General features: G+C 70.4%; 20 protein-coding genes. 7 read left to right on the forward strand and 13 right to left on the reverse strand.

The window, feature by feature from the left end:
* Positions 1 to 92: 92 nt before the first annotated feature.
* The 3 genes from ACWDEN_RS23445 (at position 93) to ACWDEN_RS23455 (ending at position 5,104) form a co-directional block, all read left to right on the forward strand.
* Complete coding sequence (locus ACWDEN_RS23445) at positions 93 to 2,864, forward strand: N-acetylmuramoyl-L-alanine amidase (RefSeq protein ID WP_450860044.1); 2,772 nt, start codon at positions 93 to 95, stop codon at positions 2,862 to 2,864.
* Between the two features lie 135 nt (positions 2,865 to 2,999).
* Positions 3,000 to 3,932, forward strand: coding sequence for a hypothetical protein (locus ACWDEN_RS23450; protein ID WP_450860045.1), 933 nt, complete (start codon positions 3,000 to 3,002; stop codon positions 3,930 to 3,932).
* A 62-nt stretch (positions 3,933 to 3,994) separates the two neighbouring features.
* Positions 3,995 to 5,104 (forward strand): hypothetical protein, encoded by a 1,110-nt coding sequence (locus ACWDEN_RS23455; RefSeq protein WP_450860046.1) that lies wholly within the window; start codon positions 3,995 to 3,997, stop codon positions 5,102 to 5,104.
* A 108-nt stretch (positions 5,105 to 5,212) separates the two neighbouring features.
* Here ACWDEN_RS23455 and ACWDEN_RS23460 read toward each other — a convergent pair whose 3' ends face one another.
* Both ACWDEN_RS23460 and ACWDEN_RS23465 read right to left on the reverse strand, forming a co-directional pair.
* The gene (locus ACWDEN_RS23460; protein ID WP_450860047.1) at positions 5,213 to 6,541 is read right to left on the reverse strand and encodes a class I SAM-dependent RNA methyltransferase; all 1,329 of its coding nucleotides are present in this window, start codon (positions 6,539 to 6,541) and stop codon (positions 5,213 to 5,215) included.
* Between the two features lie 127 nt (positions 6,542 to 6,668).
* Positions 6,669 to 8,720 (reverse strand): APC family permease, encoded by a 2,052-nt coding sequence (locus tag ACWDEN_RS23465; RefSeq protein ID WP_351607633.1) that lies wholly within the window; start codon positions 8,718 to 8,720, stop codon positions 6,669 to 6,671.
* Positions 8,721 to 8,881: 161 nt separating this feature from the next.
* On the opposite strand from ACWDEN_RS23465, the gene ACWDEN_RS23470 reads away from it, so the two are divergent.
* The 3 genes from ACWDEN_RS23470 (at position 8,882) to ACWDEN_RS23480 (ending at position 10,506) form a co-directional block, all read left to right on the forward strand.
* Positions 8,882 to 9,010, forward strand: a complete 129-nt coding sequence (locus ACWDEN_RS23470) for a hypothetical protein (RefSeq protein ID WP_351607671.1) — start codon at positions 8,882 to 8,884, stop codon at positions 9,008 to 9,010.
* 147 nt (positions 9,011 to 9,157) lie between these two features.
* Complete coding sequence (locus ACWDEN_RS23475) at positions 9,158 to 9,829, forward strand: potassium channel family protein (RefSeq protein WP_351607669.1); 672 nt, start codon at positions 9,158 to 9,160, stop codon at positions 9,827 to 9,829.
* A complete protein-coding gene (locus ACWDEN_RS23480) occupies positions 9,829 to 10,506 on the forward strand; it encodes a potassium channel family protein (RefSeq protein ID WP_351607630.1) in 678 nt (225 codons plus the stop codon). Before ACWDEN_RS23475 ends, ACWDEN_RS23480 begins: the two co-directional genes overlap by 1 nt.
* A gap of 224 nt (positions 10,507 to 10,730) precedes the next feature.
* Here ACWDEN_RS23480 and ACWDEN_RS23485 read toward each other — a convergent pair whose 3' ends face one another.
* From ACWDEN_RS23485 to ACWDEN_RS23515, 7 genes are all read right to left on the reverse strand, one after another.
* The gene (locus tag ACWDEN_RS23485) at positions 10,731 to 11,507 is read right to left on the reverse strand and encodes a DUF3159 domain-containing protein (protein WP_351607627.1); all 777 of its coding nucleotides are present in this window, start codon (positions 11,505 to 11,507) and stop codon (positions 10,731 to 10,733) included.
* 3 nt (positions 11,508 to 11,510) lie between these two features.
* The gene (locus ACWDEN_RS23490) at positions 11,511 to 11,909 is read right to left on the reverse strand and encodes an OB-fold nucleic acid binding domain-containing protein (protein WP_351607625.1); all 399 of its coding nucleotides are present in this window, start codon (positions 11,907 to 11,909) and stop codon (positions 11,511 to 11,513) included.
* A gap of 59 nt (positions 11,910 to 11,968) precedes the next feature.
* Complete coding sequence (locus ACWDEN_RS23495) at positions 11,969 to 12,655, reverse strand: response regulator (RefSeq protein WP_351607623.1); 687 nt, start codon at positions 12,653 to 12,655, stop codon at positions 11,969 to 11,971.
* The gene (locus tag ACWDEN_RS23500) at positions 12,652 to 15,210 is read right to left on the reverse strand and encodes a sensor histidine kinase KdpD (RefSeq protein WP_351607620.1); all 2,559 of its coding nucleotides are present in this window, start codon (positions 15,208 to 15,210) and stop codon (positions 12,652 to 12,654) included. The genes ACWDEN_RS23495 and ACWDEN_RS23500 overlap by 4 nt, the downstream gene beginning before the upstream one ends.
* 262 nt (positions 15,211 to 15,472) lie before the next feature.
* Entirely contained in the window at positions 15,473 to 16,237 is a 765-nt protein-coding gene (locus ACWDEN_RS23505; protein ID WP_351607617.1) for a DUF3710 domain-containing protein, read from the reverse strand.
* A 1-nt stretch (position 16,238) separates the two neighbouring features.
* On the reverse strand, positions 16,239 to 16,790 hold the full coding sequence (gene dut, locus ACWDEN_RS23510; protein WP_351607614.1) for a dUTP diphosphatase: 552 nt from the start codon (positions 16,788 to 16,790) through the stop codon (positions 16,239 to 16,241).
* Positions 16,787 to 17,371 (reverse strand): PaaI family thioesterase, encoded by a 585-nt coding sequence (locus ACWDEN_RS23515; protein ID WP_351607611.1) that lies wholly within the window; start codon positions 17,369 to 17,371, stop codon positions 16,787 to 16,789. The genes dut and ACWDEN_RS23515 overlap by 4 nt, the downstream gene beginning before the upstream one ends.
* Positions 17,372 to 17,484: 113 nt before the next feature.
* On the opposite strand from ACWDEN_RS23515, the gene ACWDEN_RS23520 reads away from it, so the two are divergent.
* Positions 17,485 to 17,949, forward strand: coding sequence for a DUF3093 domain-containing protein (locus ACWDEN_RS23520; protein ID WP_351607608.1), 465 nt, complete (start codon positions 17,485 to 17,487; stop codon positions 17,947 to 17,949).
* A 37-nt stretch (positions 17,950 to 17,986) separates the two neighbouring features.
* Here the strand turns inward: ACWDEN_RS23520 and ACWDEN_RS23525 are convergent, their stop codons facing one another.
* From ACWDEN_RS23525 to ACWDEN_RS23540, 4 genes are all read right to left on the reverse strand, one after another.
* The gene (locus ACWDEN_RS23525) at positions 17,987 to 18,901 is read right to left on the reverse strand and encodes a hypothetical protein (protein ID WP_351607606.1); all 915 of its coding nucleotides are present in this window, start codon (positions 18,899 to 18,901) and stop codon (positions 17,987 to 17,989) included.
* A gap of 13 nt (positions 18,902 to 18,914) precedes the next feature.
* Positions 18,915 to 19,211: a DUF4193 domain-containing protein gene (locus ACWDEN_RS23530; protein WP_003997302.1), complete on the reverse strand. Its 297-nt coding sequence runs from the start codon at positions 19,209 to 19,211 to the stop codon at positions 18,915 to 18,917.
* A gap of 436 nt (positions 19,212 to 19,647) precedes the next feature.
* Positions 19,648 to 20,895 (reverse strand): sensor histidine kinase, encoded by a 1,248-nt coding sequence (locus ACWDEN_RS23535; protein ID WP_351607604.1) that lies wholly within the window; start codon positions 20,893 to 20,895, stop codon positions 19,648 to 19,650.
* Between the two features lie 6 nt (positions 20,896 to 20,901).
* A complete protein-coding gene (locus ACWDEN_RS23540) occupies positions 20,902 to 21,555 on the reverse strand; it encodes a response regulator transcription factor (RefSeq protein ID WP_023546086.1) in 654 nt (217 codons plus the stop codon).
* Positions 21,556 to 21,643: the final 88 nt, after the last annotated feature.

Genomic DNA, 21,643 nt, shown 5'->3' on the forward strand with positions numbered 1-21,643 from the left:
GGCCCACATCAGCAAAGGGATTGCAAACGTTGACTCAAAGACGGAACAGACACCGCAGATCGCACGTGCGGTTGTCACTGGGGATCGCGGGCGTGCTGGCGGTCGCAGCGGCGGGTGTCACAGCACTGGCGCAGGCGCAGCAGCCCGGTGGACCGCAACCGTACGCGTTGCAGCACGAATTCGCCGCGGCTGCCGAGGAGTTCCGCGTGCCGCAGAGCGTGCTGATGGCGGTGGCGTATCAGCAGAGCCGGTGGGACAGCCACGGCGGCAGCCCGAGCACCACCGGCAACTACAACGTGATGGGCCTGACCCAGGTCGGCCCGGACACGCTGAAGCGGCCCTCGGCCATGGACCGGAGGGCCGAACTCGACATGCGGGGTGACGACCACCGGGGCAGGTTTCACCCGGACGCGCGGCTTCTGGCGGACGTGGGGGCGGTGCGGACGTCCGCTCCGGCGCTGCACACCCTCGACCAGGCCGCGAAGCTGATCGGCAAGCCGGCCGGTGCCCTGCGCGGGGACATGGAACAGAGCGTGCGCGGTGGGGCCGCGTTGCTCGCCCGGTATGAGAAGGAGGCCACCGGCGCTCTTCCTGCGGATCCGGCGCAGTGGTATCCGGCGGTGGAGCGGTTCAGCCAGTCGCCGGACTCCGCGGGCGCTGCGCAGTTCGCGCGGCGGGTCTACGCCCACATCCGTAGCGGGCTGAGCCGCACCACGGCCGACGGGCAACAGGTCACCGTGTCCGCGCAGCCCACGTTGCGGCCGCGGATCACGAGTGCGGGCTACCGGCCGGCCGACTATTGGACCCAGGGCGGATCCACCACCGGATATGCCACGGCCGGCTACGCCGTCCCGGCGGACGGGACCACGGCGCCGACGCCCGAGTGCCCGTCCGGCCTGGTCTGCAACTTCGTGGCCGCCGCATACGCGCAGAACGACCCCAACGACAAGAGCAATTACGGCAACTACGACATCGCCAACCGCCCGGCGGACGGCGATACGATCCGGAACATCGTCATCCACGACACCGAATCGGACTACGCGACGGCGGTCAGCCAGTTCCAGGACCCCACCGGGTACGCGAGCGCCCACTACGTGATCCGCTCCTCCGACGGGCTGGTCACTCAGATGGTGCCCGACGCTGACATCGCCTGGCACTCGGGCAACAAGTACGTCAACATGCACTCCATCGGCATCGAGCACGAGGGCTACGCCATCTCCGGGGCCTCCTGGTACACCGAATCCGAGTACGAGTCCTCGGCCGCGCTGGTGAAGTACCTGGCCGCCAAGTACGGCATCCCCCTCGACCGTGAACACATCTTCGGACACGACAACGTTCCCGGCCCGCTGGACGCCTACGTCGCCGGTATGCACTGGGATCCCGGCCCCTTCTGGGACTGGACCCACTACCTGCAGCTCCTGGGCGCGCCCATCGGCTCCAACCCCGTCGGCGATCCGCTGCAGACCGGTGAACTGGTCACCATCACCCCGCCATTCACCACGGCCAACGAACCCCCCGTCGACAACGCTGCCGCGCAGCCGGCCAACTTCGTCTACCTGCGCACCGGCCCCTCCACCAGCGACCCTCTGATCGCCGACCCCTACCTGCACTCCACCGGCTCCGGCACCACGGCCGGATTCGACTGGGGCGACAAGGCTGTCGCCGGGCAACGGTTCGTCGTCGCCGCCCAGCAGGGCGACTGGACAGCGATCTGGTACGGCGGGCAGAAAGCCTGGTTCGACAACCCCGGCGGCAGGTGGACCATCCCGGCCGACGACACCAGCCAGACACTCATCACCACCAAGGACGGCACCGCCTCGATCCCCGTCTACGGCCGCGCCTACCCCGAGGCCGGCGCCTACCCCGCCGCCATCACCCCACAGCCCGTCACACCCCTGTCGAAGTACACCATCGCGACCGGTCAGCTCTACCTCGCCCAGCCCGCCGTGAAGGGCGACTTCGACAACTCCGTCAACATCGACGGCAGCGCCCCCGACGACCGGACCCTCGTCACCGGAACGACCACCTACTACCCGATCCAGTACAACGGCCGCCTCGCCTACGTCGACAGCGCCGACGTCAAGACCGTCACACCGGTCGCCCCGACGGCCGCCGGCTCCAGCATGCAACCGGGCCAGTTCCTCATTCCCGGCCACAGCCTGTCCAGCACCAGCATGACGCTGACCATGCAGAACGACGGCAACCTCGTCGCCTACCTCAAGACCGGCGGCAGCGGAAACGGCCCCGCAGTATGGGCCAGCGGCACCAACGGCCACACCGGCGCCTACGCCTACATGCAGAACGACGGCAACCTCGTCGTCTACGGCAGCAGCGGCGGACCCGGCACCGGCGGCGCACTCTGGTCCACCGGCACCTACGGTCACTCCAGTGCCTACGCCACCGTCCAGAACGACGGCAACCTCGTCGTCTACAGCAGCAGCGGACCCGGCACCGGCGGCGCACTCTGGTCCACCGGCACCTACAAGCGCGGGCAGAGCATCGCCTCCGGCCAGAAACTCTGGCCCGGCTGGTGGACCCAGGCCCAGTACACTCGGCTGGTCATGCAGCCCAACGGCAACCTGGTGATCTACCGCAACAGCGACGGCAAGGCCATCTGGTCCAGCGCCACCTCGGGCCACTCCAGCGCCTACGCCTACATGCAGAGCGACGGCAACCTTGTCGTGTACAAGAGCGGCGGCGGTCCGAGTAGTGGCGGCGCTCTCTGGTCAACCGGCACCTGGGGACACTCCGGTTCCTACGCCGTCATGCAGAACGATGGCAACTTCGTCGTCTACAAGAACGGCGGCGGCGCCGCCACCGGCGGTGCACTCTGGTCCACCGGCACCTACAAGGACGTGCCATGACATTGCTGACCGCGCGTAACTGAAAGCCTGACAGGCTGTCCTGCCCGGCCGACGCCGGGCAGGACAGCCCCGTCCGAAGGAGGAACGGGTGGCCCAGCACACCCTGAGAAGCGGATGCATCGCGGTCGCCGCGGCATGCGCCCTCACTTCCGGGGCCTGCCCCTGACCACCGCGACGGCCTCGGCCGACAGCCTCAGCGAGACGGTCATACCAGCCGCACTGCTGAGCAACCCGCCCAAAGACGTCGTCGTCTTCGCAGGCACCGGCGGCTTCCTGCACCAGCCCGATAACCAGTCCGCCTTCGTCTGGACGAAGTACGCGGGCGGACCGGACATCCCGGTACCGCATGTCACGGCCAACCCGGCACCCGGATACTGGGGCGCGGGTGCCGACGTGGTGGCAACCCCGTCGGCCGACGGCTACCACCTGCACGACATGGACTCGGATACGACTACGACCATCAAGCCGGGCCCTGGCCAGAGTTACGTCGGAACGTTCGGCTCACGCCTGTTGACGGTCACCAAGACCGCTGATGGAACCGTGACGGGCTTTCACGTGCTCGGCGTGGCGGACGGGCAGCAGACCGACACACCGGTCACGGGCTGGCCTGCGGGCGCCACACTGCAGGCCGTGGTGATGGCCGGGGACGCCAACTCGGTAGTACTGCGCTATACCGAGAGCACCAACGGCACCACGGAGAACCGGCTGGCGCTGGTGGACCTGGCGACCGGTGCGGTCACGCCCGTCATGGGGCCGCTGGTCTCCGGTGCCCGCGCCGTGCTGTCCAGCACGTACATCGCCTGGTATTCGTCGTACGGAGCCGACGGGACCACCTCAGGGGGGCAGGTCCACGTCGTATCCCGTTCCGCCCCCGGCGGAACGGAGAACACCATCCAGGTCCCGCCGGCACCGCTGGGCAGCACGTACACCAGCACCCTCTACCAGGTGGGCATCGCGGGCGACTCCCTACTCATCACGTACGCAGCGTCGCACACCGGCCCGTCCAGCGCAGACGACGCGATCGGTTACCCGCTCTACAGATGCCCCTGTCCGGCTCAACGGCCTTGACACCGGTCCTGGACCACGTCATTACCAGCAGCCTCAGGCAGGAGCCGGGCGGGGCCGTCGTCGTGGGTGGCTCATCGGTCACCGACTGGGCGGCCCGCCGGTTCACCGCCGGGTCGGCGGGCACCCCGACGGGAACCGCCGTGGACTCCGACCCCGGCATGCCCGCCCCCATCGACGGCCTGACCCTCGCAGGCGGCAAGCTGTTCACGGTGCGGCGCACGTCCGCCGGTGGGGATCTCGTCTACGACCGCAGCGTCCAGCCGGACTCGCCACCCTCGTACGGATCCGAGCAGAACTTCGGCTCCCCCTTCTCCCCCACCCACTGCGACACCACGGCCACCTGCAACCCGCCCATCGCCACCGGTGACGGCAACATCTCCCAGCTGTGGCCGAACACCAACAGCCAGGGCGACGCCGTCACCGTGCAGTCTCCCGGCGACTCCGCGGTGCTGGTCACCCCCGGCGCCACCGGCGGCACCCTCGTCGACGCCGAGGGCCCCTACGTGGCCTACAACGGCGGCTCCACGAAGAAGCAGTACATCGGCGACGCGGACGCCGGCGGCAACAGCCACGTGCTCTTCACCCGCCCCATCTCCGCCGCCGCACTGTCCGGCTCCACCGTGTGGGTCCCCGGTCCTGCCGCCGGAACCCTGCCCCAGATCGACCTCACCACCCAGCGCACCGTCCAGACCGTCGCGACCGACGCCCCGTGTGTGCCCAGTGAGCTGCAGGCCGCCGCCCAGCACTGGGTGTACTGGTCCTGCGGGCCCTCGGGCCCGGCCGGCGTGCACGACCTGGCCACCGGCAAGGACGCCCCTGTACCTGCCCATCCCGCCCAGCTCGGCGACGGATTCGTCGCCGAGCACGACACTGCGGCGGACAAACTGACCCTGACCGACGTCCACACCGGCACCGCCACCACCAGCGGCCTGGCCGACCTGCCCGCCGGTCCGGTCACCGACGACCGCCGGGTGACCTGGGCCGTCGACAACGACGTCCATCCCACCCTCACGCGGCAAGTAGGACGACCCGACCTTCCGTACCTCGTGCCCTCGCCGCGCCGCCCCGGCGGCCAGCCCCTGCAGCATCAGAAGCGACCTGTGACGCAGCGCAGGACACCCCAACGACACCGGCCATATCGAGAGAGCCTGAGCTGCCCAAAAACGGCCTGACGCCCCATCAGAACGAGCGTCAAATGAGCGTCACGAGCGTCATTTCAGCGTCAAGATATCGCCCGTAACGCCCACACTGCACATAATGCGCACGCACAAAACCCCAGGTCAGGAGCCCTTCGCGGCCGGTTCGAGGATGGCGACACACTCCACATGATGCGTCATCGGAAACAGATCGAACGCCCGAAGCGTCCGCACCCGGTACCCGCCCTCGCGGAAGTACGCCAGGTCGCGGGCCAGGGCGGCGGGATCGCAGGCGACGTAAGCGATGCGGCGGGCGCCCAGGGAGGTGAGGTGGGCGACCGTGGTGCGGCCCGCGCCGGCCCTCGGGGGGTCCAGGACGATCAGGTCGACCTCGGTGATGCCCGTGCGCGGCAGGACCGACTCGACCTTGCCCTGTTCGATGCGGACGCGCGGGAACTCGGCGAGGTTGTGGCGCGCGTCCTCCACCGCACGTTTGCCGGACTCGATGCCGAGAACCGCGCCCTTCTCGCCGAGCCGGTCGGCCAGTGCCCCCGCGAACAAGCCCACGCCGCAGTAGAGGTCGAGGGCCATCTCGCCCTTGCGCGGGAGGAGGCCCTGCATGACCGCCGTCACCAGGGTGTCCGCCGCCTTCGGGTGGACCTGCCAGAAGCCGCCGTTGCCCACGCGGTGGGTACGGCCGTCGGCGCGCTCGCGGACGAAGGGGCGGCCGTGGACGCGGTGCACCCCGCCGGACTTCTCGTCGACCCTGAGGACCGACACCGGCTTGTCCAGTTCGACCAGGGGGAGGCGGGCGCCGGGGCGCGGCGTCAGGATCACCTGGCGGTCCTGCGAACCCGTCGCCGCGATCGCCTCGACCGACTCCATGCCGGTCCAGTCGCGCCGCTCGATGCCCAGCTCGCTGACGCCCTCCGCCGCGATCATGCAGTGGTCGATGCGCTCGACCTCATGGGAGCGGTGGCGGCGCAGACCCGCGTGGCCCTCGGCGTCGACGGCGTACTGCACGCGCGTGCGCCACTGCGGGACCTGGCCGGCCGGCAGCTTGTCGCCCTCGGCCGGCATCACCGTGCCGTCCCAGCCGGCCTCCTCCGGCGTGAGGCCCGCGAGCCGCTTGAGCTGTTCGGCGATCACCTCGCCCTTCAGACGACGCTGGGCGCCGGGCTTGGCGTGCTGCCAGTCGCAGCCGCCGCAGCGGCCGGGGCCGGCGAAGGGGCAGGGGGCCTCGACGCGGTCCTTGGACGCCTCCAGGATCCGTACGGCGTCCGCGCGGAGGAAGCGGGCTCCCTCCTCGCCCTCGGTCACCCTCGCCACCACCCGCTCGCCGGGCAGCGCGTGCCGGACGAACAGCACCTGGCCCTCGGCCGTGCGGGCGATGCAGTGGCCGCCGTGGGCGACGGGGCCGATCTCGACCTCGTACTCCTCCCCGACCAGCGACTTCTTCGGTTCTGCCTGCATGGCGAGGTGACTCCAGATCGGGAACGGGAAACGGCCGGACAACAGCCCACCAGTCTACGTGGCTGTCGTCCGGCCGCTCACCACAGGCCGGGCCCCGGGCTCAGCACCCGGGCTCCGTGCCCCGGGCTCAGTCCTTGGTCGCCGACGGCTGCTTGGGCCGGTCCGCCGCCGGGCCGCGGCGCACCGCACCCGGTGCGTTCCACTCCTGCCGCTTGCGGGCCCGCTGCTTGGCCGCTTCGGAGGACTGCAGCTGGTAGGGCACCGAGGTCACCAGCACGCCGGGCGTGAACAGCAGGCGGCCCTTCAGGCGCAGGGCGCTCTGGTTGTGCAGCAGGTGCTCGTACCAGTGGCCGACCACGTACTCGGGGATGATCACGGACACCGCGTCGCGCGGCGACTCCTTGCGCAGGCTCTTGACGTACTCGATCACCGGTCGGGTGATCTCGCGGTAGGGCGAGTCCAGGACCTTCAGCGGTACGTCGATGCCGCGCCGTTCCCACTCCTCGCGCAGCGCCTTGGTCTCGGCCGCGTCGACGTTGACCGTCAGCGCCTCCAGGGTGTCCGAGCGCATCAGCTTGGCGTAGGCCAGGGCGCGCAGCGTCGGGCGGTGGATCTTGGAGATCAGGACGACGGAATGGACCCTGGACGGGCGGACCATCTCGTCGTCCGGGTCGTCCGGAGCGGCGAGCTCCTCGGCGACACGGTCGTAGTGCTTACGGATCCCGGTCATCGTCGCGTAGAAGATGCACATGCCGACCACGGCCACCCAGGCGCCGTGCGTGAACTTGGTGACCAGCACCACGACCAGCACCAGACCGGTCAGGAAGGCGCCGAAGGCGTTGATCGCGCGGGAGCGCATCATGTGGCGGCGCTTGGCCGGGTCCTCCTCGACCGCGAGGTGGCGGTTCCAGTGCCGGACCATGCCGGTCTGGCTGAGCGTGAAGGACACGAACACACCGACGATGTACAGCTGGATCAGACGCGTGGAGTCCGCGCCGTAGATGACGGTCAGCAGGGCGGCGGCGCCCGCGAGCAGCACGATGCCGTTGGAGAAGGCCAGGCGGTCGCCGCGGGTGTGCAGCTGGCGCGGGAGGTAGCGGTCCTGGGCGAGGATCGAGCCGAGCAGCGGGAAGCCGTTGTACGCCGTGTTGGCGGCCAGGAAGAGGACCAGGGCCGTCGCCGCCGCGAGGACGACGAACAGGAAGCTGCCCTTGCCGAAGACGGCCTCGGCGACCTGGGAGATCACCGGGTTCTGGACGTAACCGGAGCCGAGCGGGTGGCCGCCCAGGATCAGTTCGGTGGCCGGGTTCTCGGCCATGCGGACCTTGGTCGTCATGGCGAGCACGATGATGCCGCAGAACATGGTGACGGCCAGCACGCCCATCAGCGCGAGGGTGGTCGCCGCGTTCTTCGACTTGGGCTTGCGGAAGGCCGGGACGCCGTTGGAGATGGCCTCCACACCGGTCAGCGCGGCGCAACCGGAGGAGAAGGCGCGCAGCAGGAGGAAGATCAGCGCGAAGCCGGCGAGGCCCTGGTGCTCGGCGTTGATGTGGTAGCCGGCGCTCGGGGCGCGCATGGTGTCGCCGAGGATCAGGCCCCGGACGGCGCCCCACGCGATCATGACGAAGACGCCGCCGACGAACACGTACGTCGGGATCGCGAAGAGCTTGCCGGACTCCTTCACGCCCCGCAGGTTCATCAGCGTCAGCAGCACGATCACGACGACCGCGCAGAGCACCTTGTGCTCGACCACGAACGGGATCGCCGAGCCGAGGTTCTCGATGCCGGAGGCGATGGAGACGGCGACGGTCATGACGTAGTCCACGAGCAGGGCGCTGGCGACCGTGAGGCCGGCTCTGGCGCCCAGGTTCGTGGTGGCGACCTCGTAGTCGCCGCCGCCGCTCGGGTACGCGTGGACGTTCTGCCGGTAGGAGGCGACCACGGTGAACATCAGCACCACGACCGCGAGGGCGATCCACGGGCTGAAGCGGTACGCCGACACACCCGCGATGGACAGGACCAGGAGGACCTCCCCCGGCGCGTAGGCGACGGAGGACAGCGGGTCGGAGGCGAAGACGGGGAGTGCGATGCGCTTCGGCAGGAGCGTTTCGCCCAGCCGGTCACTGCGCAGTGCGCGCCCGATCAGGATCCGTTTGGGCACGTCGGTCAGTTTGGACACGAGAGAGGATCGTAGGCCTTCGAACTGGCAGCCGCCCACCCGGTGTCCCGGATCTGCCTCACGAGTGAAATCGGGGGCGCGCGGAACTGCGGATTCCGTGGTCCGCGCGCTCCCCGTGCCTAGATGGCAGACCCCGCATGTCATCGCACCTCGGAGGTCCCATGCCCGCGCCCGCGGAGCTGATCGGGGCGACGCTCGCCCTGCTCGGCCTCGGAATCCTGACCCTGTGCAGCGTGCGCAGCATCACTCGCCGTCCCCCGCCCCCGGTGATCGCGGACACCGACCGCTGACGCCGCCCACGCGCATGATCGCCGATCGTGGTCACGAGGAACCCGCACGGGGGGTGCCCGACCCCTGGCGCCCGTGTGTAGCTTTGGGCCTCGGTCTGAGAACCTGTTAAGGCCAAGTCAATGACTCTTGACATCGGAAGGACGGTCGTGCACATCGTCATCATGGGCTGCGGGAGAGTGGGTTCCGCTCTCGCCCAGACCCTGGAGCAACAGGGCCATACGGTCGCCGTGATCGACCAGGACCCGACCGCCTTCCGTCGGCTGGGCCCTGGCTTCGGGGGCCGCCGGGTCACCGGTGTGGGCTTCGACCAGGACACCCTGCGCGAGGCCGGCATCGAGGAGGCCGGCGCCTTCGCCGCCGTCTCCAGCGGTGACAACTCCAACATCATCTCCGCGCGCGTGGCCCGTGAGATGTTCGGCGTGGAGAACGTGGCCGCCCGTATCTACGACCCGCGCCGCGCCGAGGTCTACCAGCGGCTCGGCATCCCCACCGTGGCGACGGTCCGCTGGACCGCCGACCAGATGCTGCGCCGGCTGCTGCCCTCCGGTGCCGAGCCGCTGTGGCGCGACCCCACCGGCGGGGTGCAGCTCGCCGAGGTGCACGCCTCCCCGAAGTGGGTCGGGCACAAGATCAGCAAGCTGCAGGAGGAGACGGGCGTCCGCGTGGCGTTCCTGACCCGCCTCGGCGAAGCGATCCTGCCGACCTCGCAGACGGTGCTGCAGGAGGGCGACCTCGTGCATGTGATGATGCGGGCGGACGACGTCGAGAAGGTCGAGGCGGCGTTCGCCCAGGGCCCGGAAGAGGAGAGCGGTCACTGATGAGGGTCGCCATTGCCGGAGCCGGTGCCGTCGGCCGCTCGATCGCGGGCGAGCTGCTGGAGAACGGCCACGAGGTCCTGCTCATCGACAAGGCCCCGACCGCCATCTCGGTGGAGCGGGTGCCCCAGGCGGAGTGGCTGCTGGCCGACGCCTGCGAGATCACGTCCCTGGACGAGGCGGCGCTGCAGCGCTGCAACGTCGTCATCGCCGCGACCGGCGACGACAAGGTCAACCTGGTCGTCTCGCTGCTCGCCAAGACGGAGTACGGCGTCCCGCGCGTCGTCGCCCGCGTCAACAACCCGAAGAACGAGTGGCTGTTCAACGAGGCCTGGGGCGTGGACGTGGCCGTCTCCACCCCGCGCCTGATGTCCGCCCTGGTCGAGGAGGCGGTGAGCGTCGGCGACCTGGTCCGCCTGCTCCGCTTCAGCCACGGTGACGCCAACCTCGTCGAGCTGACCCTGCCCGAGGAGTCGGCCCTGGCCGGCACCCAGGTGGGCGACGTCGAGTGGCCCGAGGACACCTCCCTGGTCACGATCATCCGCGGCACCCGCGTCCTGACCCCGTCCAAGGAGGACTCCCTGGAGCCGGGCGACGAACTGCTCTTCGTGGCCGCCCAGGCCCGCGAGGAACAGCTGGAGGAGCTGCTGTCGGTGCGGCGCGAGGACACGTCGAGCTAGTCCGTGCGCTGCCGCGCCGAGGGCCCGGGGATCGTCGGATCCGCCGGGCCCTTCGCGTGCGGACGCCTGGAGCGCCGCCCCTGAGCGTCGGCTGTCGTCGGCTGCGCGCCGCTCATACCGCTGCCGCGGCAGCACGCGCCCCCTCACCGCACGGGTGTCGAGGCCATGCGAACGGCCCGGGACCTCGGCGGTCCCGGGCCGGCGCGGATCACGGCCTGTGGCGGCTACGCCTCCCGGCGGTGCCGGCCGCCCGTCGGTTCGCCCGCTTCCCCGGCCGGCGCCGCCGTGCGCTCCTTCTCGGCCTGCTCCTCGGCCTCCATCTCGGCGAAGACGTCGATGGGCGCGGGGGCCTTCGCGAGGAAGACCCAGGTGAGCCAGACCGCCAGCAGGAACGGCGGGATCTTCAGGATGACCAGCACCCAGCCCAGCTTGGTGGTGTCGGACCACCAGTAGAGCGGGAAGAGGATCGCGCACTTGGCGAGGAGGATCAGGCCCCAGGCCCAACTGGCCTTCGCGTAGGCCTTCTTGCGGCCCGGGTTGCGGGTGCGCCAGGAGAGGTTCTCCTTGAAGACCGGGCCGAGGATGAGGCCGATCAGGGGCACCCCGGCGAGGGTCGTGACGATGTAGGCCAGCCCCAGGCCCAGCGTGTAGAGCATGCCGGGGAGGTAGAAGTCCTTGGCGTTCCCGGTGAACATCGCGAACGCGACACCGAAGGCCACGCCGAAGACGCCGCTGAAGGCGTGCTTGACGGTGTCCTTCATCGCGAGCCGGACCACGACCAGGACCAGGGACACGGCCAGCGCGGCGATCGCCGACACGTGCAGGTTCTTGTTCACCGTGAAGATCGCGACGAAGAGCAGGCCGGGCACGACCGTCTCGACCATGCCGCGGACACCGCCGAACGCCTCGAACAGCGCGGCCTCGGTCACCGCACGGGCATCGCCGGTCTCGTCGGGCGGACTCTGGTCGGTGCCTTCGGTCGGCTTGTCGAGGGACGTCACCGGCTACTCCCGTCCGAGGGGTCGCAGTTCGTATTTCGGGTTGAACAGCACCCGGCGGCCCCGGCTCATCGAGATCCGGCCCGATGCGATCAGCTTGCGCCCCGGTTCTATGCCCACGATGGAACGCCTGCCGAGCCACACCACGTCCAGCGCCGCGGAGCCGTCGAACAGCTCGGCCTCCAGGGCGGGGACCCCGGCGCGGGGACGCAGGGTGACCGTGCGCAAGGTACCAGTTACGGTGACGATCTGCCGGTCGTGGCAGTCGCCGATCTTGGTACAGCCCGAGGTCTCGGCGTCCTCACGCAGCTCCTCGGACTCCAGGTCCTCCTGCGACGAGGAGAGCCGGTCGAGCATGCGCCGGAACCGGCCGGCCGGCTTTTCGGAACGAGGAACAGCACTCATACGTGAAGCGTACCGGGGCCCACCGACAGCGCCGTAGCCCAGCTCACTTCACGGCCCGCTCACTTCTCGAAGCGATATCCCATACCCGGCTCGGTGATGAAGTGCTTCGGGTGCGAGGGGTCCGTCTCCAGCTTCCGCCGCAGCTGAGCCATGTACACGCGCAGGTAGTTGGTCTCGGTGCCGTACGACGGCCCCCACACCTCCTGCAGCAGCTGCTTCTGGCTGACCAGGCGGCCGGTGTTGCGGACCAGCACCTCCAGCAGGTGCCACTCGGTCGGGGTGAGGCGGACGTCCCTGCCGGCGCGGTTGACCTTCTTGGCGGCCAGGTCGACCGTGAAGCCCTCGGTCTCGACGGTCGTCAGGTCGTCCTCGCCGGGCCCGACCGGCTCGGCCCGGCGTACGGCGGCCCGCAGCCGGGCCAGCAGCTCGTCCATGCCGAAGGGCTTGGTGACGTAGTCGTCGGCGCCCGCGTCCAGAGCCTCGACCTTCTCGTCCGAGGAGTGCCGGGCGGACAGGACCAGGATGGGCACGCGGGTCCAGCCGCGCAGGCCCCTGATCACCTCGACGCCGTCCATGTCGGGCAGACCCAGGTCGAGCACGACCACGTCGGGATGGCGGGAGGCGGCGAGTTCCAGGGCGGTACGGCCGTCGGGCGCCGCGTCGACCTCGTACTTGCGCGCTTTGAGGTTGATCACGAGGGCGCGCACGATCTGCGGCTCGTCGTCGACCACGAGCACCCGGGTCATAGAGTCGTCTGCCTTTCTGGTTCTGCGAGGTCCCGGCCTGTTTCGAGGGGCTCGGGACGCGATCCTGCCGCGCGGAGGCTGAGGACCATGGTGAGTCCGCCGCCCGGCGTGTCCTCGGCGTTGAGGGTGCCGCCCATGGCCTCGGCGAAGCCCCGGGCGACCGCGAGGCCGAGCCCGACCCCGGCGCCGCGCGGGGCGTCACCGTACCGCTGGAACGGCTCGAAGATGCGGTCCTTGGCCGCGTCCGGCACGCCCGGCCCGCGGTCCACCACCCGCACCTCGACCCGGTCGGCGATGGCACTGGCGGAGACCACCACGGACCGGCCCTTCGGGCTGTACTTGACGGCGTTCTCCACCAGGTTGGCCACCGAGCGCTCCAGCAGCCCGGGGTCGACCTCGACCATGGGCAGCGACTCCGGCACGTCCAGCTCGACGCTGTCCTCGGGTACGCCGCCGAGGGCCACCGGTACGACCTCGTCCACGTCGATCTCGCGGATCAGCGGGGTGACCGTGCCGGTCTGCAGGCGGGACATGTCGAGGAGGTTGCCGACGAGGTGGTCCAGCCGGTCGGCGCCCTCCTCGATGCCCTGCAGCAGCTCCGCCTGGTCCTCCTCGGACCAGGACACGTCGTCGGAGCGCAGGCTCGACACCGCCGCCTTGATGCCGGCCAGGGGCGTGCGCAGGTCGTGGCTGACGGCGGCGAGCAGCGCGGTGCGGATGCGGTTGCCCTCGGCGAGCGCCCGGGCCTGGTCGGCCTCCTCCTGCAGGCGCCGGCGGTCCAGGGCGACGGCGGCCTGTGCGGCGAAGGCGGCGAGCACCCGGCGGTCCTCGGCGGGCAGCACCCGGCCGGTGAGCGCGAGCGCCATGTGGTCGCCGACGGGCATGTCGACGTCGGCGTCCTCGGGCCGCTCCAGCGGGCGCCCGAATCCGGCCCGCCCGGCGCAGGTCCACGGCTCGACGTCGCCCGCCCGCTCCAGCAGCGCGGCCGACTCCATCGCGAAGGTCTCCCGGACCCGCTCCAGCAGCTCCTCCAGGCTGGTCTCGCCGCGCAGCACGTTCCCGGCGAGGAAGGAGAGTATCTCCGACTCGGCGCGCAGCCGGGCGGCCTGGTGGGTGCGCCGGGCGGCGAGGTCCACCACCGAGGCCACGGACACGGCGACCCCGACGAAGATCGCGATGGCGACGATGTTCTTGGGGTCGGCGATGGTCAGCCGGTGCAGGGGCGGGGTGTAGAAGTAGTTCAGCAGCAGTGAGCCGAAGGCCGCCGAGGCCAGCGCGGGCATCAGACCGCCGAGCAGCGCCGCCGCGACGGTGACGGACAGGAACAGCAGCATGTCGTTGGCGAGGCCGAGGTCGACGGAGTTCAGCAGCACCGCGAGGACCACCGGACCCACCAGGCCCACCGCCCAGCCCCAGATGATCCGTGCCCGCCCGAGCCGTCCGCCCCGGGCCACGGGCAGTCCGCGGCCCTTGGCGACCTCTTCGTGGGTGACGATGTGGACGTCCAGGTCGGGACCGGACTCGCGGGCGACCGTGGCACCGACGCCGGGCCCGAAGACGTACTGCCAGGCTTTGCGGCGCGAGGAGCCCAGCACGATCTGGGTGGCGTTCACACCCCGCGCGAAGTCCAGCAGGGCGGCCGGTATGTCGTCGCCGACGACGTGGTGGAAGGTGCCGCCCAGGTCCTCCACGAGGGTGCGCTGGACGGCCAGTTCCTTCGGGGAGGCCGAGGTCAGCCCGTCGCTGCGGGCTATGTACACGGCGAGCACCTCGCCGCCGGCGCCCTTCTCGGCGAGCCGCGCGGCCCGGCGGATCAGGGTGCGCCCCTCGGGGCCGCCGGTCAGGCCGACCACGATCCGCTCGCGGGAGCCCCAGATCTTGGAGACCCGGTGTTCGCTGCGGTAGGCGTTGAGGTACTCGTCGACCCGGTCGGCCACCCACAGCAGCGCCAGTTCGCGCAGGGCGGTCAGGTTCCCGGGGCGGAAGTAGTTGGACAGGGCCGCGTCGACCTTGTCGGGCTTGTAGATGTTGCCGTGCGCCATCCGGCGGCGCAGGGCCTGCGGGGACATGTCGACCAGCTCGATCTGGTCGGCCCGCCGTACGACCTCGTCCGGGACGGTCTCGCGCTGCCGGATCCCCGTGATCGACTCGACCACGTCGCCGAGTGACTCCAGATGCTGGATGTTGACGGTCGAGACGACGTCGATCCCGGCGGCCAGCAGCTCCTCCACGTCCTGCCAGCGCTTGGCGTTGCGCGAGCCGGGGATGTTCGTGTGGGCGAGTTCGTCCACCAGGGCGACGGCCGGCGCCCGACGCAGCACGGCGTCGACGTCCATCTCGCCGAAGGTGGTGCCCCGGTACTCCAGCCGCTTGCGCGGCACCTGCTCCAGACCGTGCAGCATCACCTCGGTGCGCGGCCGGTCGTAGTGCTCGACGTAGGCCACGACACAGTCGGTGCCCCGCTCCACGCGGCGATGCGCCTCGGAGAGCATGGCGTAGGTCTTGCCCACGCCGGGTGCCGCACCGAGGTAGATCCGAAGCTTGCCGCGTGCCATGACTCCATTCTCTTCCCGTGACTGCCGCCTACGCAGCGTCGACCTTACGGCCAACAATCACGGCAAACGGGACAGGAGGGCGTGCGGCGGACAACTTTGACGCAACTCTGATGAGCCCGCTGACCTGCTGCGGACGACGGTCCGCAGCAACCCCACGACGGCGTGCCCCACACGGCCACGAACGGATTGGCAACGGCGCGACCCCGCAGAGAACGGGCCGCACCCCCGGAAGGGCACGGCCCATGCATCCCCGCTGAAGCCGTCAGCGGACCTCTGTGATCTCCGGGCCGCGCTGCAGCTGGCCCATCCCGCCCGAGAAGCGGGAGGACTCCTCCTGCTGCACCCCTTCGGGGACCATCTGCGCGTCGTTCGGCAGCTTCAGGACGATCGGGTCGCGGGGCGCCATCGGCCCCTCACCGCGCACCACGACCGTGTCGCGGAAGATCTGCTCCAGCAGCCCCGCGGCCTGCGGCTGCACCGCGCCCTGCCCGGAGATCACACCCCGCAGGAACCACCGCGGGCCGTCCACGCCCACGAAGCGCACGACCTGGAAACCGCCCGTGCCGTCCGGCAGCTGCACCGGCACCTGCGCACGCAGCTCCCAGCCGAGCGGGCCCTCGACCTCGTCGACGATGCCACCCTGCTGGGTGATGCCGGACCCGATCTCCTCGCGGACCTCGCCCCAGATGCCCTCGCGCTTGGGCGCGGCGAAGGCCTGCAGCTGGATGGCGCTGTCGCGCAGCACGACAGTCGCGGCGACGATCGCGTCACCGGCGACCTCGACCCTGAGCTCCATGCCGTCGACGCCCGGTACGAACAGTCCGCCGAGGTCCACGCGGCCCTCGGCCGGGTCGCGCACCTCGCTGCTGTCCCAGGGCCCGTCGGGCCGGGGCCCGGGCTCCAGCCGGACGCGCTCGCGCTCGGCCTCTTCTTCCTCGTCCGCCTCGGTGTCGACGCTGTCGACGACCTGCTCGGCCTCGCCGGCCGCGTCCTCGGCGGCACCCTTCTTCTTGCGACGTCCGAACACGTCACTGTCCTTCCCGGTCGGATACGACCGAAGCGTATCGATTCCCACCCGTCGGACCGCCATCGGCGGTCTGACCGCTTGTGCCGCTCTCGCCGCCCACCGCGGCATGGCCGCCGGTGGACCCGAAGCCCCCTTCGGCCCGCGTGGAGTCGGGAAGCTCCGCGACCTCCTGGAAGCGGACCCTCTCGACCTGCTGGACGACCAGTTGGGCAATCCGGTCGAAGCGCTCGAACCGCACGGACTCGCGCGGGTCGAGATTCACCACGATCACCTTGATCTCCCCACGGTACCCGGCATCAACCGTCCCCGGGGCATTCACGAGGGCGACACCGCAGCGAGCGGCGAGCCCGGAACGCGGGTGCACGAAGGCCGCGTACCCCTCGGGCAGGGCGATCGACACACCCGTGGGGAGGACGGCCCGCTCCCCGGGTCCCAGTTCGCACGGCTCGGTCGTGCGCAGATCGGCTCCGGCGTCCCCCGGATGCTCGTACGCCGGAAGGGGTACGTCGGGGTCGACGCGGCGGAGCAGCACGTTCAGGGGACCACGGCTCACGGGTTCACCTCGAAGGCGCGGGTACGCCGGATCCGGTCCGGGTCGCTCATGGCGGCCTGGATCTCCTCCGTGCGGCCGTGGTCGATGAAGTGGTCGACCTTGACCTCGATGAAGAGGGCGTCGGCGCGGACCGCGAGGGGCCCGTCGGGGGCGCCGATGCGTCCGGTGGCGGTGGAGTAGATCTTCCGGCCGGCGACGGCGGTGACCTCGGCCTCCAGGTACAGCGTGGTGCCGACGGGCACGGGCCGCACGAAGTCGGTCTCCAGCCGGCCGGTGACGGCGATGGTCCGCAGCAGCCAGTTCAGCGAGCCGAGGGTCTCGTCGAGGGCCGTGGCCAGCACTCCGCCGTGCGCGAGGCCCGGGGCGCCCTGGTGGGCGGACTGGACGGTGAACTCGGCGGTCAGCGAGACACCCTCGCCGGCCCGGGCCTCCAGGTGCAGTCCGTGCGGCTGCCCGGGGCCACACCCGAAACAGTGTTCGTAATGGGCGCCGAGGAGTTCTCCGGGCGCGGGCGCGTCGGGGTGCCGTACCGGTTTCACCGCGTCGGCGGGAGGCTGAAGGCTTACGGAACTACCACTCACAGGCGCAGACCTTACCCGCCCGTCCGTCACCCACCACCGCCCTGCCTGACCGCGCTTCGCGCTGACTGCCCCTGACCGTGGCCAACTTCGGATCCCGTGCCAAGCTTGGCTCCATGCAGCTCTCCGCCACCCCCTACGAAGAACGTCTCACCACCCCCCGCTCGTGGTGGCTGATCAGCTTTCTCGTGGGCGTCTCCTTCGCCCTGATCCTGCTTCCCTTCGGCACCCTGCCGCTGCTCGGCGGCCTGGTCGGCGGTACCGCCGCGGCGGCGGTGGTCGCGAGCGCGTACGGCTCCCAGCGCATCCGGGTGGTGGGCGACTCGCTGGTCGCGGGCGAGGCGAAGATCCCGGTGTCGGCGCTGGGCGAGTCCGAGGTGCTGGACGCGGAGGAGGCCCGCGCCTGGCGGACGTACAAGGCCGACACCCGCGCCTTCCTGCTGCTGCGCGCCTACATCCCGACGGCGCTGCGGGTGGAGGTCACCGACCCGGAGGACCCCACGCCGTACCTGTACCTGTCGACGCGGGAGCCGGAGCGGCTGGCGGCGGCGATCGAGGCCGCGCGCAAGGCGAACGCCTGAAGGCCCTGGTGGGCGCCAGGACGCTCTTGGCGGATGTCTAGAGCTCTTCGGGCAGGTCGCGCAGCTTCAAGGGCTCGGCCGGCTCCTCCAGCGGCGGAAGCTCGGGCAGTTCGTCCCACGGCACCTGGATCTTGCGCAGGTCGGCCCGGACATGGGCGGCGAGCCTCTTGGTGTCCCGGCGGTTCATGACGGCGCCCACCGCCGCGCCGACCATGAACGGCATCAGGTTGGGCAGGTCCCGGACCATCCGCTTCATGATCTGCTGGCGCAGTTCGCGCTTCATGCGGCCGCCGAGGGCGGTGTCGTACGTCGACGGCTTCATCACGTCGATCCCGCGCTCCCCCGACCAGGAGGACAGATACGCGGTACTGCGGGTCTTGAGGTTCCCGGGCGGCCGTACGCCGTAGACCTCGTGCAGCTCGGCGATGAGCTTCAGCTCGATCGCGGCGACTCCGGTGATCTCCGCGGCCAGTTCGGTCGGCATCGCGGGCGGCACCGGCAGCATCGCCGCCGCTCCGATCCCCGCTCCGACCGTCGAGGTGCCGGCCGCCGCGCCCGCCACCAGCTTGTCGGCGAGCTCTTCGGGCCCGACGCCCGGGAACTGCCGGCGCAGGGTCGCGAGGTCGCGCACGGGGACCCGCGGAGCGATCTCGATGATCCGGTCCACGAGGTAGCCCAGGCCCGCGCGAGCACGGCTGCCGCCCCTGCGGACCCCTTCCCGGGCCATGTCCCGGGCTCTCTCGCTGATCACCGCGGCCCGCCGCCGGGCGACGGGCGCGGGCTGCCGTACCGGCGCCGGGTGGTCTGCCCGGTCGGTCGCCGGTTCGAGCGGGGCCACCACTCCGGGTGCGCCCCGCTCGTCGTCACGCGCGCCGTGCGGGCCGTCGGACGGCCCTTCGTCCGCTTGCCCCAGGGGGAAGCGGCGCTTCCGGGGAGGGGTCGAGCCAGACACGGCCGACCCGACCTCAGTCGCAGTCGCGGCAGATCGGCTGACCGTTCTTCTCCCTGGCCAGCTGGCTGCGGTGGTGCACCAGGAAGCAGCTCATGCAGGTGAACTCGTCCTGCTGCTTCGGCAGCACCCGGACGGCCAGCTCCTCGTTCGAGAGGTCGGCGCCGGGCAGCTCGAGACCCTCGGCGGCCTCGAACTCGTCGACGTCCACCGACGAGGTGGACTTGTCGTTCCGCCGGGCCTTCAGCTCTTCAAGGCTGTCCGAGTCGACGTCGTCGTCGGTCTTGCGTGGAGTGTCGTAATCGGTTGCCATATCGCTCTCCCCCTCTGGGTGTCTGCGGTGTCTCCAGCGCACGTAACGCGTGAGAGGCCGGACTTGTGCCCGACCTGAGGCGGAGATTTTGCCTCACATCAAGGTCTGTTACTCAATCGACACCCAACCCGACCCCTCAAGAGTGATCGGCTTGGATGGCGGTGAGGACCGTACACGGTTCCAATGCCGCACCTCAAAGGCGCCTCACCGTGTACTTCCCGTGATCAAGTGCCCTGAAAACCAGGACTTTCCCGGCTTTCCGCCATGTTTCATGATCACGGAGCGTACATGGCTGAAAATCCGCCCATGTGATCGATCACACAACAGCAAGCCCATTCGGCGGCTGGAAAATTCCGCGTCAAGCGAACATCTCCCGCGTGTGTCGGCCCGAGCCCGCGCCACCCGGTCGGACGGCCCGGTCACGCTCGGTCACGGATCACAGCGGAAGCGTGACCCGCATCACCAGGCCGCCGCCCTCGCGGGGCTGCGCCACGATGTGGCCGCCGTGCGCGCGGGCCACGGACCGGACGATGGACAGGCCGAGGCCCACCCCCTTGTCGCTGCCCGTGCGCTCCGTACGGAGCCGCCTGAAGGGCTCGAAGAGGTTGTCGATCTCGTACGCCGGCACCACCGGCCCGGTGTTCGTGACGATCAGCACCGCCTGCCCGTGCTGGACCTCGGTGTTCACCTCGACCCAGCCATCCTCGGCCACGTTGTACCGGACTGCGTTCTGCACCAGGTTCAGCGCGATCCGCTCCAGCAGCACGCCGTTGCCCTGCACCACCGCCGGCTTGCGCTCGCCGCGGATCTTCACGCCCTTGGCCTCGGCCTCGGCGTGCACCTGGTCGATGGCCTGGGTGGCGACCTCGGCCAGGTCGACGGGCCCCCGCTCGACGATCTGGTTGTCGCTGCGGGCGAGCAGCAGCAGGCCCTCGACCAGCTGCTCACTGCGCTCGTTGGTGGCCAGCAGGGTCTTTCCGAGCTGCTGCAGCTCCATGGGTGCGTTCGGGTCCGACAGATGCACCTCGAGGAGCGTTCTGTTGATCGCGAGCGGGGTGCGCAGCTCGTGGGAGGCATTGCCGACGAAGCGCTGCTGGGCGGTGAAGGCCCGCTGCAGCCGCTCCAGCATGTCGTCGAAGGTGTCCGCCAGCTCCTTCAGCTCGTCGTCCGGGCCGTCCAGCTCGATCCGGCGGGACAGGTCGGAACCGGCCACCTGGCGGGCGGTACGGGTGATCCGGCCGAGCGGGGACAGCACCCGGCCGGCCATCGCGTAGCCGAACGCGAACGCGATCACGGCGAGGCCCAGCAGGGCCAGGAGCGAACGGCTGAGGAGGTCGTCCAGGGCCGCCTGGCGCTGGTGGTCCACGCACTGGGCGATCGCGTCGTTGAACTCCGACAGCGGCAGGCTGGTGGTGTTGATCGCGGGGCAGTTGTCGCTGGAGACCCGGATCGACGTACCACTGACGATCTTGAACAGCGGCTGGTTGCCGGTGCTGATCGCCTGCGCGGCCAGCAGGTAGATGATCGACAGCAGCAGGATGCCGGCGATCAGGAACATGCCGCCGTACAGCAGCGTGAGCCGTATGCGGATGGTCGGGCGCAGCCACGGGAAGGGGGCCTGCGGCCTTCTGGGGTCCCAGGTGGGTTTCGGTGGCGCCTGGGGCGGCGCGGGGGTGGCGGCCATGGCCGATCAGATCCGGTAGCCGGAGCCGGGGACGGTGACGATCACCGGCGGCTCGCCCAGCTTGCGCCGCAGGGTCATCACGGTCACCCGTACGACGTTGGTGAACGGGTCGGTGTTCTCGTCCCAGGCCTTCTCCAGCAGCTGCTCGGCCGAGACCACGGCGCCCTCGCTGCGCATGAGCACCTCCAGCACCGCGAACTCCTTGGGCGCGAGCTGGATCTCCTTGCCCTCGCGGAACACCTCGCGGCGGTTCGGGTCCAGCTTGATGCCGGCGCGCTCCAGGACCGGCGGCAGGGGAACACTCGTGCGGCGGCCGAGGGCGCGCACGCGCGCGATCAGTTCGCTGAACGCGAAGGGCTTGGGCAGATAGTCGTCGGCGCCGATCTCCAGGCCCTCGACACGGTCGCTGACGTCGCCGGACGCCGTGAGCATGAGCACGCGGGTGGGCATGCCCAGCTCGACGATCTTGCGGCAGACGTCGTCGCCGTGCACCAGCGGGAGGTCGCGGTCGAGGACGACCACGTCGTAGTCGTTGACGCCGATGCGCTCCAGGGCGGCCGCACCGTCGTACACGACGTCGACGGCCATGGCCTCCCGGCGCAGTCCGGTGGCCACCGCATCGGCGAGCAGCTGCTCGTCCTCGACGACGAGTACGCGCACGTCGCTTGTCCTTCCTCATGTCCACCCGCGTAGCGCGCCGTCGGCGCGTGCGGGCAGGGGTGTTCGTGGGGTGTGACCTCCATCCTGC

Source organism: Streptomyces sp. NPDC001153 (assembly GCF_053598315.1).